This is a genomic window from Nitrospira sp. Kam-Ns4a, assembly GCF_965152595.1.
Map to the genome: position 1 here is coordinate 1,988,355 of NZ_OZ224218.1, position 15,678 is coordinate 2,004,032.

Consider the following 15,678-nt stretch of genomic DNA (forward strand, 5'->3'; position numbering starts at 1 on the left):
GCGTGCCGCCGCTGATGCTGAGCGATGGGCCGAAGTGGGAGCCTGCCCACGTGAACACGCGTGACATGCTGATTTCGTGAAGGTACGCGATGTCATTCGCCTCCTCGAGGCAGATGGTTGGCGGCTCGTCGTCACGGAAGAAGTCACCGCCAGTTCAAGCACCCAACAAAGCCGGGGCACGTGACCGTGAGCGGTCACCCCGGGGATGACATGCCCAAGGGGACGCTAGCGTCCGTCGAATCAACAAGGATCCAGGCAGCGATTGGGGGGCATCGGTACCGGACCTCCCCGGCTGCGGCGCAGAACAAACTGAAGCGTGCCGATGCAAAGAAGCTCGCCCGGTTGGAGTGCGGACGCTGGCGATCAGGTCGCGCTTCGGACAGGACCTCCCATGGTGTGCGGCGGGATGGGCAGGCGGGCCCGACGTTACTTCTTCTTGTCGGGCGGCTTCTTCTGCGGCGGGGATTCCGCGAATAGCAGCCAGGCGAGGATCACGAAGCCGACCGCCACCGCCGCGATCGCGAGCCAGGTTCCAAACTTCTCCGGCATCGGGCTTCTCCTTTATCGCTTGGCCAGCCGGGCGCGCTCCTGGGGCTGCGGCCCCTCGATCGCCGCCACGAACGCGGGCGCCAGCCGCTTCACCTTCCCCTGCAGGTCCACCGCGCAGAGCGTGGCCGCCCCCTCCACGACGACCCGGCCGCTGGTCTTCTCCCGCACGACGTGCGCGAAGGTCACGGTCGCCTTGCCGCGGCCCGCGAGCTTCGTTTCGATGCTCAGGGTCTCGCCGTAGCGGGCCGGGAAACGGTAGTCCAGCTCGGCATGGACGACCATGAACTGGGTGCCTTCCTGGAGCAGCCCCGCCACGGAGAGCCCGCGCTGCTCGAGGTACTCGGTGCGGGCGCGCTCGAAGTACTTGAGGTAGTTGGCGTAATACACCACCCCGCCGCAGTCGGTGTCTTCGTAGTAGATGCGGACGTCCATTACAAGTTCAGCGTCGGGAACCGCGGCAGAGAAAGCTCGCTCGCGCCGGTCAGCTTCAGGACGATCTCGTAGAGCTGGTGGAACCGCTCGGCCTTGACCGGTTCGAAGCCGTGTCCCAGGACCCCGTGCCCCGCCGCGTCGAGCAGCGGCTTCATCTTCGGCCATTGGGCCAAATAGGCTTGTCCCATCTGGTCGCCCAGGCCGGCCAGCGCGCGAAACTGCGCCTGCAGCGACAGCTTGTACTTGCCGTCCACATCGTCGAGGAAGCAGGTCCGGCAGGACTCCCGCAGGGCCTCCGGAAGCTGCTCTGGCTGGACGTCCCAGGACTTGATCCGGTAGTGCTTGAAGAGCCGGTGCTGAGCGAAGGCCTCCAGCGCGCGCAGGAGAGTCGCGATCGCCGCCTCGACGTGGTGGTCCGTCTCGGCCCGCCGGCGCGCGTGGGCAAGGAGGTCGTAGGCCAGGGCCTCCTTGACCTCCTGCGGGTCCAGGACCAGCTTCTCCAGGAATCCGGTGTTCTGCTTGACCGTCGGGAGCAGCGCCTTCAGCCCGGGCGGGCCGCCCCAGACCGACGCCATCTCCAGCGCTTTGACCGCGGTCTTGAGCTTGTCCCAGGCCTGGCGGTACTGGAAGCGGTCCCAGCTTTGGTAGCCCTCCGCGAGATCCGCGAAGGCTCGGTAGAGCGGCTTCTGGCCGCCGCTGACCCGCGCCTCGAGCTGGCGGAAGAGCGCGGCCGCCGCGCCGAAGGCCCCGTGGTTGAACAGGTTGCCGGCGTCCCGCCGCGCCTGCGCGGCGGCTTCATCCCAGGGGTTGCCCTGAGTCCAGAGCCGTTGGCGGCCGCCCACAGAGACCAGCTCGGCGCCTTCGGGCGTTCCCTCGCCCGCCGGGGCCAACATGACCACGCGGGACGTGGTCGGCAGGCTGGCCAGGGCCATCGCGGCCGCCATGGGGGGCGTCGCCCCGGTCAGATCGAGGACGAGGTCGCCCGCGCCAACCTCCCAGGTGTGCAGCAGGTCGGGCAGCGCCCGGGCCAGGGCCTGGTAGCAAGCCATGAACCGCTGCGCGTCCGGCGTCACGACCCAGTCCCAGCGCCGGGGCATCCGGGCGAGCTGCGGCTGGATGGTGGACTCGATGAGGGCCTTTGCACCTTCCGGCACGAAGAAGCACAGCAACTCCGGCTCGAGCCGGTTGATGGCGTACACAGCGGCCGGCGCATCGTCCGCCACCGCGATCAGCAAGGCCTTGACGGGACTGTCCGCGCTCATGGGCGCGGACTATAGCATCCGGGTCCGCCTCGATCAACCGCGCCGCCGCCGAGCAGGCTCAAGCCCGGCCGCGAACCGGCCGAAGGGAAACCCGAGAGGAAGAGACAGGCGAGGAGGGAGCCGATGGGGGAAGACGTCCAGGACTCGAGCACCGGTGCCTGGAGCCGGTTCGGCCTACTGTGCTTTGCCGAGCAGTACCTCAAGCTCATGCGGCGCATGGACCGGGAGGCGATCCTGTTCGTCGTCGGGGTCAACGGGGTCCCGGCGGAGGGGCCGCACGGGCCGAGCCACGAGGCCCGGCTCCGCGAGGCCGCCCGGCTGCTGCGGCGGACGTTTCGGACCTCGGACGTTGTGGCGCGCGTCGCGCCGGACCTGTTTGCCGTCCTCCTACTCGACACCCATCCACTGGCCGCCGATGCGCTGCGCTTCCGGCTTGAGGATCGGCTGGCGGAATGGCAGGCGGAACATCCCGAGGAGCTGGCCCTGGCGCTCACAATGGTGGCGGATCGGGTCCGGCCGAATCAGGAGCCAGCCTTCGAGCCCCTACTAGCGCGGATGGTCGCCGCGCTCCGGAGCCGGCAGGCCGCCCAGCGGGATCCGGTCGCCGCCGCGCCGCCTGCGCTTGCTCCCGCGGCTGACCCGGTTTGACAGCGCGCGCGGCTTGCTCCTAGAATGCCGCTGCTATGAAGGAGCGCGCGGTGGTGGCGTTCGAGGAGAGCGCCGAGGTCAAGCGGCGGTTCGTCCGCGAGCAGGCCGATCGGATCGTGCTGGTCGCGGGCCTCGTCGCGTGCGCCCTGCGGGAGGGCCGCAAGCTCCTCCTGTTCGGGAACGGCGGGAGCGCGACCGATGCCTCCCACATCGCGGCCGAGTTCGTCGGGCGCTATCACCGGGACCGGGCGCCGCTCCCGGCGATCGCACTGGGCACCGACATCGCGACGCTCACCTGCATCGCTAACGATTACGACTACACGGAGATCTTCGCCCGCCAGGTGCGCGCCCACGGCCAAAAGGGCGACATCGCCATCGCGATCAGCACGAGCGGGAACTCCGTGAACGTGCTCAAGGGCGCGGAGGCTGCCCGCGCCGGGGGATTGGTGACGATCGGCTGGACCGGCGCCTCGGGCGGCAAGCTCGCCGCGCTGGTCGAGCACTGCTTCCGCGTGCCCTCGACGGTGACCGCCCGCATCCAGGAGTGTCACATCACGTTGGGCCACGTGCTCTGCGAGCTGATCGAGGACGACCTGCTTGGCTAGCCCGCGCACACGCTCCCACACTGCCCGCGCCGCGCCGCGTGCCCCGGCCCCTGCTCCGGGCCCGTCCAAGTACCCGGTTCTGGACCTCTCGAGGCTCAAGACCTACCCGCTGAGCCGCCGGCACAGCAAGGTGCGGGTCTCCGACTTCGCCAGGCCCTGGCGCCGCGGCGGGACGCTCGCCCGCTTCCTCGGCACGCTCCCCGACATCCTGGCCGTCCGCACGTTCCGCGCGGTCGTCCAGGCGATCGTCCGCGCGCGCCGCCGCGGGCGGCCGGTCATCGTCGGGCTGGGCGCACACGTGACCAAGGTCGGGCTCAACCCCGTGCTCGTAGACCTGATGGAACGCGGCATCGTGACCGCCGTGGCGATGAACGGGGCCGTGATCATCCACGACTTCGAGCTGGCTCTGATGGGCCATACCTCGGAAGAGGTGGAAGCCGAGATTGACGCCGGGCGCTTCGGGATGGCCGAGGAGACCGGCCGGATGCTCAACGAGGCGATCGTCCAGGGCGTCAAGGCCGGGATGGGGCTCGGGGAGGCCGTAGGCACTTACATCAATCTGCACGGCCGTCGCTTTCCGTACCGGCGCACGAGCCTGCTGGCAACGGGCGCGCGGCTGGGCCTCCCGGTCACGGTCCATGTGGCGCTCGGCACCGACATCATTCACATGCATCCCACGGCCGACGGGGCGGCCATCGGCGCGGGGTCGCTGACCGACTTCCGCCGGCTAGCGGCGGTGGTGGCTGGCCTGGAGAGCGGCGTCTACCTCAACCTCGGCTCCGCGGTCATCCTCCCGGAGGTCTTTCTCAAGACCGTCTCGCTGGGCCGCAACCTCGGCCATGCGTTGAGCGACATCACCACCGTGAACATGGACTTCCTCAACCACTACCGTCCCTTGACGAATGTCGTCCGTCGTCCCACGCAGAAAGGGGGCCGCGGCTATGCCCTCACCGGCCACCACGAGCTGATGGTGCCCCTGCTCGCCGCCGCCGTCATCGAGGCGCTGGGGCGCTGACCAGCCGGCCGCGTTGCACCCTCGTGGGAAATCTGCTCTCATAGGAGCCATGGAACGGTCCTGGCCACCCACCCAGCCGGCCGCGTCAAGGCATGAGGCCCGCCGTGCCGGCCTGCACAGCGTCGCCTGGCGGCTGCAGGACATCTGGGCGGACCTCAACGCCCGCTATTTCCACGGCGCGCTGCCGCCGATCGAGATCCAGTGGAGCCGGCGCCTGACAGCCTCTGCCGGGATGTTCGTGAGCCGGACGGGTCCGCGGGCCCGCGAACAGGGCGCCCGGCGCCGGCTGATTCGGCTGTCGGTCCCCCTGCTGCACGCGCCCGCGCTCGCCCCGGCGGACGCGGAGCGCGAGCTGGTGGCCACGCTCGCGCACGAGATGATCCACCAGTGGCAGTTCGACGTGCTGAAACGGCGCCCCGACCACGGCGCGGCGTTTCAGCGCAAGATGGCGGTGATGAACCGCGACGGCCTCGCCGTCACGGTCCGCCACGAGCTGGAGCGGGCCGTCCGGGCCTTCATCCGGCACGTCTGGCGATGCGAGCGCTGCGGCTGTCTGTACGAGCGGCAGCGGCGCTCGATCTCCCCGATCCGCCACCGCTGCGGGCGCTGCCGGGGTGCGCTCAACGAGGTGGTGCCATAGCCATACGCTCGTGAGCGTGTTCGATGTCCCGGTGGCCGCGCCAAATCCTCTTCGGCGACGTGGACGCGATGTACGCCTCCGCGGCCGTGGTCGCCAACCCCGGGCTGGCCGGCAAGCTGGTCGCGGTCGGCGGGCCCCCGCCGCGCGGCATCATCACCTCGGCCTCGTACGCAGCGCGCCGGTTCGGCGTGCGGGCGGCGATGCCGACGGCGGAGGCGTTCCGGCTCTGCCCGGATCTCGTCCTGGTTCCTATGGACCGCCCGCTCTACGAGCGCCTGCACGAACGGATGCGCGAGGTCGTGGACCGGTTCTGCCCGGTCAGCGCCTGGACGAGCATTGACGAGTTCTACGCGGACACGACCGACCTGCAGGCGCGACACCCCGAGCCGGCCGCGCTGGCGCGAGCCCTCAAGGAGGCGATCCTCGGGGAGACCGGGCTGCGCTGCACCGTGGCCGTGGCGACCGGGAAGACTGTGGCGAAGGTGGCGGCGGATGCGGTGAAGCCAGACGGGCTGATCGTGGTCGCGCCGGGGACGGAGGCCGAATTCCTCGGCCCGCAGCCGGTCCGCTGCCTGCCCGGCGTCGGGCCGAAGACGGTCGCCGTGCTGGAGCGGCTGGGTGTGCGGCTGGTCGGCGACCTGTTGGCCCCGCGCGTCGAGCCGGCGCTCCGCCGCCTCTGGGGCGCGCGGCTCGCGGCCGTGCAGGCGCTCGCCCGCGGGGTGGATCTCGAGCCTGTCGTCCCGGACCGGGAGCCCAAGAGCCTGGGGCACGAGACCACGTTCGATCGGGACACGGGCGATCTCACGACGTTGGAGAGGACGGTGCGCGGATTTCTCGGCGAGCTGGCCCACGAGCTGCGGCGGCGCGGGCTGGCCGCCTGCGCCTTTACGGTGAAGCTGAAGGACGCGCGGTTCCGCGTCACCACGCGGCAGCGCCACTTTCCCAGTCCGCGGAACTACGACCCGGCGATGTGGCCGCCCATCCGCGCGGCCTTGCACAGCCTGGCGAGCCCCGGCACCCGCTACCGGCTGGTGGGGCTGGCGCTGACCGATCTGGTACCGGCCCCGCTGGGGCTGTTCGACCGGCGGACCGAGCGGGCCCTCGCCGCGCTCGATGGGCTGATCGAGAAGCACGGCCCTCAGGTCATCCGCCTCGGCGGGGCGTGACCGTCCCTCTCAGGCCCCCGGTGGGGGCTCAGGGAGGTCAATCACGTAGCGGGGGCACTGTGCTGACGAGGTGGAGCCAGACGCCCGATCGAGCACCCGGCCGGGCGGGAGATCGGCCTGCAGCCGGCGGATCAGCCGCGGGAACGACATCCCCGCCTCGATCTCGCAGAGCCAGACGTACAGGCCCCCGTCCTGGTCGCGATACCGTTGCCGGAAGCGAAACCGGGCGTCTTCCATGTAGTAGGCGGACAGGAACCCGGTGATGGCCGTGAGCACCCAGGTATGCGCTTGCGCGTAGCGGTCGCTCACCGCCAGCTCGATGCGTTGGGTGACGGGCGAGGACTCCGTCATGGCCGGGAGCGCGTCCGTTGCCGGGCCACGCGCGGCTCGATCCCGAACCGGGGCCGGGAAATGTGCTCGCTGCGGCAGTGGGGACAGTGCCCAGGCCGCGTCAATCGGGTCCGTGTGCGGAACACGAAGCCGCAAGCGAGGCATTCGGCCGGCTCGACCACGAACTGGCGGTCCCGATCTCCGGCGACCGTGCGGGCGACGTGCGCCAGGTCGTCCTCGACGCGCCGCTCCGGGAGCCCCAGGCGCTCCGCGAGGTCGCGCGAGGAGCAGCGCGTCTGCGCGATGAGCCGCATGATACGCTGCCGGTTGGTCTCCTTGGGCTCGGCCGTCATCGGCGGAAGCCGTCCTTTTCCTTGAGCACTTCCTCCAGGAGCTTGTCCGCCTGTCTGGCCACGCGACGCCGCCGAAGCCAGCGGTATCCCAGGAGGTACAGCACCGCGACGCCCACGAGCACGACCGCCATCCAGCCGTCCTCACCCATGGAACCCAGTGTAGTCAATTCCTGGCGCACTGGACAAGCCGCGGGGCGGCCGGCCGCTTCCCCTTTATTCCCCGGCCGCAACCCGGGTATGATGAGGCCCATGCGAACCAAGATCAAGCCTCGCGCGGAGCTGGCACGGGAGCTGGCCGAGCGCCGGGCGCGGCGCGAGCGGATCGTGTTCACGAACGGCTGCTTCGATCTCATGCACGTCGGCCACACCCGGTACCTGGCGGCGGCGCGGGCGCTCGGGGACCTGCTCGTCGTCGGTGTCAACAGCGACGCGTCGGTCCGGGCGCTGGACAAGGGGGCGGATCGTCCCATCGTCCCGGAAGCCCAGCGCGCAGAGGTCGTCGCGGCGCTGGGATGCGTGGATTACGTCGTGGTCTTCGACGAGCCCGATCCGGCCGCGCTGATTGCCGAGCTGCAGCCTGACGTTCTGGTGAAGGGCGGGGATTGGGCGCCCGAACAGATCGTCGGCCGCGAGATCGTCGAGGGGCGAGGCGGGGTGGTCTCGACCATTCCGCTCGTCCCGGGCGTGTCCACCACCGCGCTCGTCCAGAAGATCCGGGGCCAAGGCGCCGGCTCGCCCCCGCTCCGGCCCCGAGCCCGTCCCGCCCGCGCGCGAACACCCCTGAGCCTACCGTGCCACCGCGTCGGCAACCGGAATTCTGGGACCAGGTCCTGCGCCCCGTGCGCGAGGCGCTCCGCGATTGTCCGTCCCGGGCCGGGCTGACCGGCCTGCAGGGGGCCACGGCGGCCTTCGCGCTGACCTTGCTGAGCGGGTCGGCCGAGGCCAGCCCACGGTCCTGGCTCATCGTCACGGCCTCGGACGAGAGCGCGGAGCGCCTCTACGACGATCTCCGGTTCTTCTACGCCATGCTCGGCCTGCCGGGGGAGGCGCTGGCGCTCTTCCCCGAGTGGGAGACCCTGCCCTATGAGCCGACCCCGCCCCACGTGGACTTGATTGCCCGGCGCATGCGGACGCTGCGGCGCTTGACCGACGGGGCGCGCACCGTGCTCGTCACCTCCGTCCCCGCGCTCGTCCAACGCCTGCTGCCCGCGTCGGTGTTCGTCGAGGCCTGCTTCGGTCTCCGGCCGGGCGAGACCATCGAGCGCGAGGCCCTGGTGGCGCGCCTGCTCCGGCTCGGCTACCGTCGCACGTCGGTCGTGGAGGTCCCGGGCGAGTTCAGCATCCGAGGCGGGATCGTGGACCTCTACTCGACGGGCTATGACGATCCGCTGCGGATCGAGTTCCTCGGCGACAGCGTGGAGTCGGTTCGGCTCTTCGACACGGCGACCCAGAAGTCCACCGGGAAGCTGCAGCAGGCCTGGCTCCTGCCGGCGCGCGAGCTGATCGCGCCCGAGGGCGCGCGCGATGGGCTGGAGCCGCTGCCGCCCGACGCGGAGTGGTACGGCCCAGACCGCTACCCGGCCATGGACACGCTGCTCGATTACTTCATGGAGCCGCCGGCCCTCGTGCTGGACCAGCCCCAGGGGCTCGCGAAGAAGGCCCAGGATTTCCGGGAGGAGGTCGCCGAGGCTTACGGCCGGCATGGGATCGGGTCGGCGGGCGCGCCACTGCCCGAGCCCGACCGGCTCTACCTCCCCTGGGAGACGATCCTCGATCGGACGCGCGACTGGCCCCGGCTGGCGACGGACCCGCTGGCGACGCTGGACGCGTCCTGGGCGCCGGTGGTCTCCTTCCCCGTCCAGTCCCCGGCGAGCGTGGGGCTCGCGCAGCGCGGCACTCCCTTCACCGAGACGCTCGCCCTCCTGGATCGGCTGCGCGCCGCGGGACCGGTGCTGATCGTCGCGCGGAGCCGCGGCCAGGTGGACCGGCTGCTGGCGCTGTTCGCCGAGCATGACCTGCCCGCCGCCGTCTGGAAGCCCCAGGACTGGCGGGTCTCGCCGACGCAGAGGCCACCCTTCGCGCTCCTCCAGGGGGATCTCTCCGCCGGCTTCGTCTCCGCCGAGGGGCGGCTCGCCGTCATCACCGAGGAAGAGCTGTTCGCCAAGGGGCTCCGTCACCGGCCGGCGCCCAAGAGCAAGGCCGCGACGTTCCTCTCCTCGCTGGATGAGCTGGAGGTCGGCGACTACGTCGTCCACGTGCAGCACGGGATCGCGCGGTATCAGGGGCTCAAGCGGCTCTCGGTGCAGGGCTTCGAGAGCGACTACCTCGTCCTGGAGTTCGCCGGCGGGGACAGGCTGTACGTGCCGCTGGACCGGCTGAACCAGGTCCAGCGCTACCGCGGCGCCGAGGGCCACGTGCCCCGGCTGGACCGGCTGGGCGGGACGGGCTGGGCCCGGACGACGGCCAAGGTCAAGAAGGACATCGAGGAGATGGCCCACGAGCTGGTGGAACTGTACGCCAGCCGCGAGATCGTCCACCGGCGCGAGTACGGCGAGGACAGCACGCTTACCCGCGAGTTCGAGGCGGCCTTCGAGTACGAGGAGACACCCGACCAGTTGCGGGCGATCGAGGAGATCAAGCGTGACCTGGAGGCGCCCAAGCCCATGGACCGGCTGGTCTGCGGCGACGTGGGCTACGGCAAGACGGAGGTCGCCATGCGGGCCGCCTTCAAGGCGGTCGAGGACAACCGCCAGGTGGCGGTCCTGGTGCCGACCACGCTGCTCGCCCAACAGCATTACGAGAACTTCGCGCAGCGCTTTGCGCCGTTCCCGGTGTGCGTGGCCATGCTCTCGCGCTTCCAGAGCCCGAAGCAGATCAAGGCCGTGCTCAAAGACCTGGCGGCGGGCGCGGTGGACGTGGTGATCGGGACGCACCGGCTGCTCCAGAAGGACGTGCAGTTCCGGAACCTCGGACTCGTCATCATTGACGAGGAACAGTGGTTCGGCGTCCGGCACAAGGAGCGGCTCAAGCAGCTCCGGACGCAGGTGGACGTACTGACGCTCACGGCGACGCCGATCCCGCGCACGCTCCAGATGGCCATGTCGGGCGTCCGGGACCTCTCGGTGATCGAGACGCCGCCGCCGGGCCGACTCGCCATCCGCAGCCAGGTGCTCCGCTACGACGAGGCGGTCGTCCGCGAGGCCATCGTGCGGGAGCTGGGCCGCGGCGGCCAGGTCTTCTTCGTCCACAACCGCGTCCAGACCATGGAGCGGATGGCGAGCCGGCTCCAGGAGCTGGTCCCGGAGGCCCGGGTCGTCATGGCGCACGGGCAGATGGACGAGCGCCTGCTGGAGGAGGTCATGCTCAAGTTCCTTCGCCGGGAGGCCGACGTGCTGGTGGCGACCGCGATCATCCAGTCCGGCCTGGACGTGCCGAACGCGAACACGATCCTCATCAACCGGGCGGACACCTTCGGGCTCGCGCAGCTCTATCAGCTCCGGGGCCGCGTAGGCCGGGCGGGGCACCAGGCCTACGCCTACTTCTTCATCCCCGACGAGGGGACGCTGTCCACGGAGGCCCAGAAGCGGCTGATGGCCATCCAGGAATTCACGGAGCTGGGCGCCGGCTTCCGCATCGCGATCGCGGACCTCGAGATCCGCGGCGCGGGCAACCTACTCGGCAAGCAACAGTCCGGGCACATCGCGGCGGTCGGGCTCGACCTCTACCTGCAGATGGTCGAGCAGGCGGTCCAGCAGCTCAAGGGGACGATCGTCGAGGAGGAGCCAGACCCGACGCTCCATGTCAACGTCTCGGCGTTCATCCCGGAGGACTACGTCGAGGACGTGCACCAGCGGCTGTCCCTGTACAAGCGCCTGGCCTCCTGCCAGCAGGTCGGAGAACTGGCCCTGCTGCACGGCGAGATGGAGGACCGGTATGGCCCGCTCCCGGAGCCGGTGGAGCGGCTGTTCGAGGTGATGCAGATCCGCTGCCTGGCCAAGTCGTTGCGGCTGGCGACCGTCGAGGCCAAACCGCAGGCCGTGGCCCTCGTGTTCGATCCCAAAGCCCGGGTGCCCGAAGCCGGCATGCGGCGGCTCATGGACCGCTACCAGCGGCGGCTGCGGCTGCTCTCCCCCCTGTCCTTCGAAATCCAGGTGCCGGAAGGCGGCTGGTCCGCGGTCTATCCGGAGCTCAATACGACCTTGCAAACACTGGCATTCTGTGATACCTAGGCACCCGATCGGCGACCCGTTCCGGAGCGCACCCGCGTGGCAGTCCGCTTCCCTGTCCCCTGGTTGAGACTCGACGATCGGCCGTCCGCGGGCGTCCGGCTGGCGGTAGCCTGCAGCTTGGCCCTCGGGCTCGCCGCTTGCACGCCGGCCGCGGAGGAGCCGCCGGTGGTGGCGTTCGTCAACGGGAAGGCGATCACGCAGAGCGAGCTGGAACAACGTTGGGCGGAGCTGCCCGAGCCCATGCAGGCCTACTACCGGAATGAGGGAGGCAAGCGGAAGTTCCTGGATGATCTCATCACGCGGGAGCTCCTCCTGCAGGAGGCCCGGAAGATGGGACTGGACCAAGGGCTGCAGTTGCGCGAGCGGCTGGAGCGGATCAAGGAACAACTGGTGCTCGACCAGCTCATGAAGGTGGTCGTCACGCCCCAGGTGGACGTGTCGAAGGAGGAGATGGAGGCCTATTACGCCTCCCATGCGGACGAGCTTGCGGCGGCCGAGCAGATCCGGGCTTCGCACATCCTGGTGCCCACGGCCAAGCAGGCCTGGGACCTCAAGCGGCAACTGGACGAGGGAGCGGACTTCGCGAAGCTCGCGAAGCGCTACTCGGTGGACGCCGCGACGCGGGAGCAGGGTGGCGATCTGGGCCCCTATCGTAAGGGGGCCGTCTTGCCGGAAGTCGAGGCCGCCATCCTGAAGCTGAAGCCGGGAGCGGTGAGCGAGCCGGTGCAGAGCCTGGCCGGCTTCCACCTCGTCAAGGTGACGGCGCGCGAAGAGGACCATGCGACCCGCGTCACGGCCCTGCGCGAGCGGCTGCGGAAGGAACTGTACGCAGAGAAGCGGCGCCAGCGGTTCGAGGAATACCTGGCCGCACTCAGAGCGGCGGCCACCATCCGGATGGCGGAGGCGTCCCGATCGTTGCCCCGGGACGCCGGCCCGCAGCCGGGCCCCACGCCCTAAGAGGCCATCACCGACCTCCGCTCCGGTCCGGGCTCGACTGGTCATCCGCCCGCCAGCCCGGGAGGGGCACCTATAGGCACCGCTGTGACCCCGACAACGACCCCCTCGGCCGGTCTTGCTTGCCGCCGGCTCGTCGTCTCCCTCGCGCTGGCGCTCTGGCTCCTGCTGTTGCCGCCCGCGGTCGGAGAGGCTGCGCTCCTGACGGACCGCATCGTCGCCGTGGTCAACAACGAAGTGATCACGCTCTCGGAGCTGAAGAACGAGGCGGCTCCCGAGGAGCAGCGGCTGCGGGAACAGTACCGGGGGGCGGAGCTGGCGCGCCGGCTCCAGCAGCTCGAATACACGCTCCTCACCCGGATGATCGAGCGCAAGCTCCAGATCCAGTATGCGGCGAACAAGGGCGTGGACGTCTCCGACGACGAGGTCCGCAGCACCCTGAAGGAGCTGCAGCGACAAGGGGAGAAATTCGATTACGCCAACCCCCAGGACAGGAAGCTCATCAAGGAGCAGTTGGTGCTGATGCGGCTGGTGGACCGCGAGGTCCGGAGCGGGGTCATGGTCTCGGAGCCGGAGATGAAGCGCTACTACGAGGAGCACCTGAGCCGATTCATGCTCCCGGACGAGTATCGGATCAGCCAGATCTTGCTCCGCCGTCGGCGCGGGCAGGACCAGGCCGATCTCCAGAGCCGAGCCAGGGACATCCTGGCCGCGCTGCGGCAGGGCGCGGACTTCGCCGATCTGGCCCTCCGCTATTCGGACGGCCCGCAGGCGCGGCAGGGCGGCAGCCTGGGCTTCGTGCGCCAAGGCGAGCTGCAGCCGGCCATCGAGCGGGCCATCGCCAAGCTGCAGCCCAATCAGGTGAGCGAGCCCGTCGAGACGCCCGAAGGGCTGCACATCATCCGCTTGGAAGAGAAGAAGCCCCCACAGTTCCGCCCCTTCGCCGAGGTCAAGAACGAGATCAAGGGCCTCGTCTTTCAGCAGAAGACCGAGGATATGTACGAGCGCTGGATGCGGGACCTCAAGAACAAGGCCTACATCGAGATCAAGTTTTGAAGAAGGGCGCCAGGCACGTGGAAGGCGAGAACGGTCTCGGCCCCCTAGCTACAACCTTCGGGCCTCGGGCCAGACGCTGCGAGCAGCGCGCGCAATGCCGCCCATAGCTCGTCCCGCCCCTCGTGCGTGACCGCCGAATAGGGGATCAGGGGCGTCTCGGGCGGCAGGGCCAGGAATCTCCGGATCGCCGCGAGCTGCGCAGCCCGCTCACCTCGCGAGAGCTTGTCGATCTTCGTCGCCACCAGCACCGTCGCCAGGCCTGCCCCTTGCAGCCATCCGAGCGCGGTCTGGTCCTGCGGCTGGGGCCCGCGCGCGTCCACGAGCAGGAGGACCCCGCGCAGCTCGGGCCGGCCGGTGAGATAGGCCTCGATCATCGGCGCCCAGCGCGCCCGCTCGGCCTTGCCCACCTTCGCGTAGCCGTACCCGGGCAAGTCCACCAGGTACAGCCGGCGGAAGCGCGGATCGCCGGTCGTGACCCGGTAGAGGTTGAGGAGGCGGGTCTTGCCCGGCGTGCCGCTGACCTGCGCCAGGCCCTGCCGGCGCAGGAGCGAGTTCAGCAGCGAGGACTTCCCGACATTGGATCGGCCCACGCACGCCACCTCGGGAAGCCGCTCCGCAGGAAACTCCCCCGGTCCGCGACAGCTTTTGATAAACTCGGCGGCGAGAATATGCATGGGAAATGGAAGAACGCTGTCAGCAATCAACGTTCAGCGATCAGCTTGCAGAAGGCAAGACCGGATTGGTCTTCCTCGGAAGCTGAATGCCGACGGCCAAGAGTTATGGGCTGCTTTAACATCGTGTGATGGGCAAGTCAACTCGCCGCATCTTGCTCGGGCGGCTGATCGTCCTCGCGGCGTTGCTGACTGGGCTGTGGCTCGCCGGGATCGTTGTCGTCTGGCTCGTCACGTTTCCCGACATCAGTGCGCTCGTGACGCGGAATCCCTCCACCACCGCGGTGATGCAGGCGCGAGCGGAAGCGGCGCGCGCCGCGGGCCGGCGCGCCCGGCCCGCCTGGATCTGGGTGCCACGCTCGCGTATTTCGCCGCACCTGCAGCGGGCCGTGATCGTCTCGGAGGATGCGGCGTTCTACACGCACCACGGCTTCGACTGGAAGGGCATCCGGGACGCGGCGGTGCGGAACCTGGAGGCGGGCGAGATCGCGGCGGGGGGTAGTACGATCACGCAGCAGCTTGCCAAAAACCTGTACCTCTCGCCCGAGCGGACGTGGTGGCGGAAGCTGCACGAGGCGCTGATCGTCTGGGCGCTGGAGCACCGCCTGAGCAAGCCGCGCATCCTGGAGCTCTATCTCAACGTCGTGGAGTGGGGAGACCAGGTGTACGGCGCGGAAGCGGCCGCGCGGCATCACTTCGGCAAGCCGGCCCGGGATCTCACGCCGGAGGAGGCCGCGCTGCTGGCCGCCATCCTGCCCTCGCCCCGCCGGTACGATCCCCTGATCGTCACAGCCTACCTAGCCCGGCGGCAGCAGCAGATCCTGGAACGAATGGGCCGGAACTGAACGGTAAAAAGCGAGACGTGAATCGTGCTCACCGCGCCGGAGTGAGGCCCTCTACCGCTTACGGTTGAACCCGCTGCCCGGCTCGGCTAGGATGGCGGCACATGAGTTACCTCCACCGGGTGCTCGCCGCGCGCGTGACGAAGTGGCGTGAGCAGAACTATCCTTGTGAGGAATATCCTGCGATCGGCGAGGTCCTGGAGTGGTCGTACGACTATCACACCGGGAATCTCCGTTACCTGCGGCGCCCGCAGTTTCGCGCGCTGGAGACCTATTGGTATTTGCGGCTCGTCGAGAAGACGCCGCATGTCTTCGACCTCTACCGGAGGCTTTATCCGAAGCAATCCGAACTCCTCCAAGCTCTCGGCTTAGATCACAGCGACGTCAAGGAATATGTCCTCGATGAAGGCTTCGAAGCATTGATAGAACGGATCAAGTCTGACGACGACTTCGTCCGTGACTTCAAGCTCGAGCCCCTCCGAGAAACGCTGCCCCTGGACCACCCAAGCCACATCCTCGCCCTGGCGATGGGTGCCGGAAAGACCATCCGCATCGGCGCGATCATGGCCACGGAGTTTGCTCTGGCGATCGACTACCCGGGCGGCCCGTTCGTGCAGAACGCGCTCGTCTTTGCACCGGGGAAGACGATCCTGGAATCGCTGCGCGAGTTGGTCGAGGTCCCTTATGACAAGGTCCCGCCTCCGCGCCTGTACAAGCCGTTTTCCGCCTCGGTCAAACTAACGTTTACACGCGACGGGGAGAAAGATGCGCCGGTGATCCGCGGCTCTTCGTTAGGATCAAAGCTCGCGTGTATCTGTCGTCAGATAACTTCACGGTCCTGGAGCGCCAGTTGCAGGAGACTTACGGTGAGACGATTGCCGAGTTGAATCGAACCGGCCAGGACCCCCGGTGTGCCCGACTCGTGT

The 15,678-nt window shown here is 69.2% G+C and carries 19 protein-coding genes; 12 read left to right on the forward strand and 7 right to left on the reverse strand.

The window, feature by feature from the left end; all coding sequences use genetic code 11:
• Window positions 1–117 precede the first annotated feature (117 nt).
• Window positions 118–477: a type II toxin-antitoxin system HicA family toxin gene (locus tag ACWHYQ_RS09935; protein ID WP_447971972.1), complete on the forward strand. Its 360-nt coding sequence runs from the start codon at window positions 118–120 to the stop codon at window positions 475–477.
• On the opposite strand, the gene ACWHYQ_RS09940 is transcribed toward ACWHYQ_RS09935, so the two are convergent.
• From ACWHYQ_RS09940 to ACWHYQ_RS09950, 3 genes are read right to left on the reverse strand one after another with little or no spacing between them, the layout of a single operon-like run.
• Window positions 427–549: a hypothetical protein gene (locus tag ACWHYQ_RS09940; RefSeq protein ID WP_447971973.1), complete on the reverse strand. Its 123-nt coding sequence runs from the start codon at window positions 547–549 to the stop codon at window positions 427–429. The two genes, ACWHYQ_RS09935 and ACWHYQ_RS09940, sit on opposite strands and share 51 nt — an antisense overlap.
• A 12-nt stretch (window positions 550–561) precedes the next feature.
• Window positions 562–981, reverse strand: a complete 420-nt coding sequence (locus ACWHYQ_RS09945) for an acyl-CoA thioesterase (RefSeq protein ID WP_447971974.1) — start codon at window positions 979–981, stop codon at window positions 562–564.
• Window positions 981–2,243: a TIGR02710 family CRISPR-associated CARF protein gene (locus ACWHYQ_RS09950; RefSeq protein ID WP_447971975.1), complete on the reverse strand. Its 1,263-nt coding sequence runs from the start codon at window positions 2,241–2,243 to the stop codon at window positions 981–983. Before ACWHYQ_RS09950 ends, ACWHYQ_RS09945 begins: the two co-directional genes overlap by 1 nt.
• Before the next feature lie 123 nt (window positions 2,244–2,366).
• Here ACWHYQ_RS09950 and ACWHYQ_RS09955 point away from each other — a divergent pair, with 123 nt between their 5' ends.
• From ACWHYQ_RS09955 to ACWHYQ_RS09975, 5 genes are read left to right on the forward strand one after another with little or no spacing between them, the layout of a single operon-like run.
• Complete coding sequence (locus ACWHYQ_RS09955; RefSeq protein ID WP_447971976.1) at window positions 2,367–2,891, forward strand: diguanylate cyclase domain-containing protein; 525 nt, start codon at window positions 2,367–2,369, stop codon at window positions 2,889–2,891.
• Window positions 2,892–2,926: 35 nt separating this feature from the next.
• Window positions 2,927–3,496, forward strand: a complete 570-nt coding sequence (locus ACWHYQ_RS09960; RefSeq protein WP_447971977.1) for a D-sedoheptulose-7-phosphate isomerase — start codon at window positions 2,927–2,929, stop codon at window positions 3,494–3,496.
• Window positions 3,489–4,511 (forward strand): hypothetical protein, encoded by a 1,023-nt coding sequence (locus ACWHYQ_RS09965; protein WP_447971978.1) that lies wholly within the window; start codon window positions 3,489–3,491, stop codon window positions 4,509–4,511. The genes ACWHYQ_RS09960 and ACWHYQ_RS09965 overlap by 8 nt, the downstream gene beginning before the upstream one ends.
• 49 nt (window positions 4,512–4,560) lie before the next feature.
• Window positions 4,561–5,151 (forward strand): SprT-like domain-containing protein, encoded by a 591-nt coding sequence (locus ACWHYQ_RS09970; RefSeq protein WP_447971979.1) that lies wholly within the window; start codon window positions 4,561–4,563, stop codon window positions 5,149–5,151.
• A 23-nt stretch (window positions 5,152–5,174) separates the two neighbouring features.
• A complete protein-coding gene (locus ACWHYQ_RS09975) occupies window positions 5,175–6,317 on the forward strand; it encodes a DNA polymerase Y family protein (protein WP_447971980.1) in 1,143 nt (380 codons plus the stop codon).
• A 9-nt stretch (window positions 6,318–6,326) separates the two neighbouring features.
• On the opposite strand, the gene ACWHYQ_RS09980 is transcribed toward ACWHYQ_RS09975, so the two are convergent.
• From ACWHYQ_RS09980 to ACWHYQ_RS09990, 3 genes are read right to left on the reverse strand one after another with little or no spacing between them, the layout of a single operon-like run.
• Complete coding sequence (locus tag ACWHYQ_RS09980) at window positions 6,327–6,668, reverse strand: hypothetical protein (protein ID WP_447971981.1); 342 nt, start codon at window positions 6,666–6,668, stop codon at window positions 6,327–6,329.
• Window positions 6,665–7,000 (reverse strand): transcriptional regulator, encoded by a 336-nt coding sequence (locus ACWHYQ_RS09985; RefSeq protein ID WP_447971982.1) that lies wholly within the window; start codon window positions 6,998–7,000, stop codon window positions 6,665–6,667. Before ACWHYQ_RS09985 ends, ACWHYQ_RS09980 begins: the two co-directional genes overlap by 4 nt.
• The gene (locus tag ACWHYQ_RS09990) at window positions 6,997–7,131 is read right to left on the reverse strand and encodes a hypothetical protein (RefSeq protein ID WP_447971983.1); all 135 of its coding nucleotides are present in this window, start codon (window positions 7,129–7,131) and stop codon (window positions 6,997–6,999) included. The genes ACWHYQ_RS09985 and ACWHYQ_RS09990 overlap by 4 nt, the downstream gene beginning before the upstream one ends.
• Window positions 7,132–7,249: 118 nt before the next feature.
• Between ACWHYQ_RS09990 and rfaE2 the strand changes: the two genes are divergently transcribed.
• From rfaE2 to ACWHYQ_RS10010, 4 genes are all read left to right on the forward strand, one after another.
• Window positions 7,250–7,882 (forward strand): D-glycero-beta-D-manno-heptose 1-phosphate adenylyltransferase, encoded by a 633-nt coding sequence (gene rfaE2 / locus ACWHYQ_RS09995; RefSeq protein WP_447971984.1) that lies wholly within the window; start codon window positions 7,250–7,252, stop codon window positions 7,880–7,882.
• Window positions 7,792–11,229: a transcription-repair coupling factor gene (gene mfd, locus ACWHYQ_RS10000; protein ID WP_447971985.1), complete on the forward strand. Its 3,438-nt coding sequence runs from the start codon at window positions 7,792–7,794 to the stop codon at window positions 11,227–11,229. Before rfaE2 ends, mfd begins: the two co-directional genes overlap by 91 nt.
• A gap of 36 nt (window positions 11,230–11,265) precedes the next feature.
• The gene (locus ACWHYQ_RS10005; RefSeq protein ID WP_447971986.1) at window positions 11,266–12,186 is read left to right on the forward strand and encodes a peptidylprolyl isomerase; all 921 of its coding nucleotides are present in this window, start codon (window positions 11,266–11,268) and stop codon (window positions 12,184–12,186) included.
• 84 nt (window positions 12,187–12,270) lie between these two features.
• Window positions 12,271–13,239 carry a peptidylprolyl isomerase gene (locus tag ACWHYQ_RS10010; RefSeq protein ID WP_447971987.1) on the forward strand — a complete coding sequence of 323 codons (969 nt, stop codon included), beginning with the start codon at window positions 12,271–12,273 and terminating at the stop codon, window positions 13,237–13,239.
• Between the two features lie 44 nt (window positions 13,240–13,283).
• Here ACWHYQ_RS10010 and yihA read toward each other — a convergent pair whose 3' ends face one another.
• Window positions 13,284–13,913, reverse strand: a complete 630-nt coding sequence (gene yihA / locus ACWHYQ_RS10015) for a ribosome biogenesis GTP-binding protein YihA/YsxC (protein ID WP_447971988.1) — start codon at window positions 13,911–13,913, stop codon at window positions 13,284–13,286.
• Window positions 13,914–14,041: 128 nt separating this feature from the next.
• On the opposite strand from yihA, the gene mtgA reads away from it, so the two are divergent.
• Both mtgA and ACWHYQ_RS10025 read left to right on the forward strand, forming a co-directional pair.
• Window positions 14,042–14,755, forward strand: coding sequence for a monofunctional biosynthetic peptidoglycan transglycosylase (mtgA, locus tag ACWHYQ_RS10020; RefSeq protein WP_447971989.1), 714 nt, complete (start codon window positions 14,042–14,044; stop codon window positions 14,753–14,755).
• A 101-nt stretch (window positions 14,756–14,856) separates the two neighbouring features.
• Entirely contained in the window at window positions 14,857–15,639 is a 783-nt protein-coding gene (locus tag ACWHYQ_RS10025) for a hypothetical protein (protein WP_447971990.1), read from the forward strand.
• The last annotated feature ends 39 nt before the right edge of the window (window positions 15,640–15,678 follow it).

Coding starts and splice junctions, on each gene's coding strand:
- ACWHYQ_RS09940 (WP_447971973.1), bottom strand. CDS start 549: ATGCCGGAGAAGTTTGGAACCTGGCTCGCGATCGCGGCGGTGGCGGTC.
- ACWHYQ_RS09945 (WP_447971974.1), bottom strand. CDS start 981: ATGGACGTCCGCATCTACTACGAAGACACCGACTGCGGCGGGGTGGTG.
- ACWHYQ_RS09950 (WP_447971975.1), bottom strand. CDS start 2,243: ATGAGCGCGGACAGTCCCGTCAAGGCCTTGCTGATCGCGGTGGCGGAC.
- ACWHYQ_RS09955 (WP_447971976.1), top strand. CDS start 2,367: ATGGGGGAAGACGTCCAGGACTCGAGCACCGGTGCCTGGAGCCGGTTC.
- ACWHYQ_RS09960 (WP_447971977.1), top strand. CDS start 2,927: ATGAAGGAGCGCGCGGTGGTGGCGTTCGAGGAGAGCGCCGAGGTCAAG.
- ACWHYQ_RS09970 (WP_447971979.1), top strand. CDS start 4,561: ATGGAACGGTCCTGGCCACCCACCCAGCCGGCCGCGTCAAGGCATGAG.
- ACWHYQ_RS09975 (WP_447971980.1), top strand. CDS start 5,175: ATGTCCCGGTGGCCGCGCCAAATCCTCTTCGGCGACGTGGACGCGATG.
- ACWHYQ_RS09980 (WP_447971981.1), bottom strand. CDS start 6,668: ATGACGGAGTCCTCGCCCGTCACCCAACGCATCGAGCTGGCGGTGAGC.
- ACWHYQ_RS09985 (WP_447971982.1), bottom strand. CDS start 7,000: ATGACGGCCGAGCCCAAGGAGACCAACCGGCAGCGTATCATGCGGCTC.
- ACWHYQ_RS09990 (WP_447971983.1), bottom strand. CDS start 7,131: ATGGCGGTCGTGCTCGTGGGCGTCGCGGTGCTGTACCTCCTGGGATAC.
- rfaE2 (WP_447971984.1), top strand. CDS start 7,250: ATGCGAACCAAGATCAAGCCTCGCGCGGAGCTGGCACGGGAGCTGGCC.
- yihA (WP_447971988.1), bottom strand. CDS start 13,913: ATGCATATTCTCGCCGCCGAGTTTATCAAAAGCTGTCGCGGACCGGGG.
- mtgA (WP_447971989.1), top strand. CDS start 14,042: ATGGGCAAGTCAACTCGCCGCATCTTGCTCGGGCGGCTGATCGTCCTC.
- ACWHYQ_RS10025 (WP_447971990.1), top strand. CDS start 14,857: ATGAGTTACCTCCACCGGGTGCTCGCCGCGCGCGTGACGAAGTGGCGT.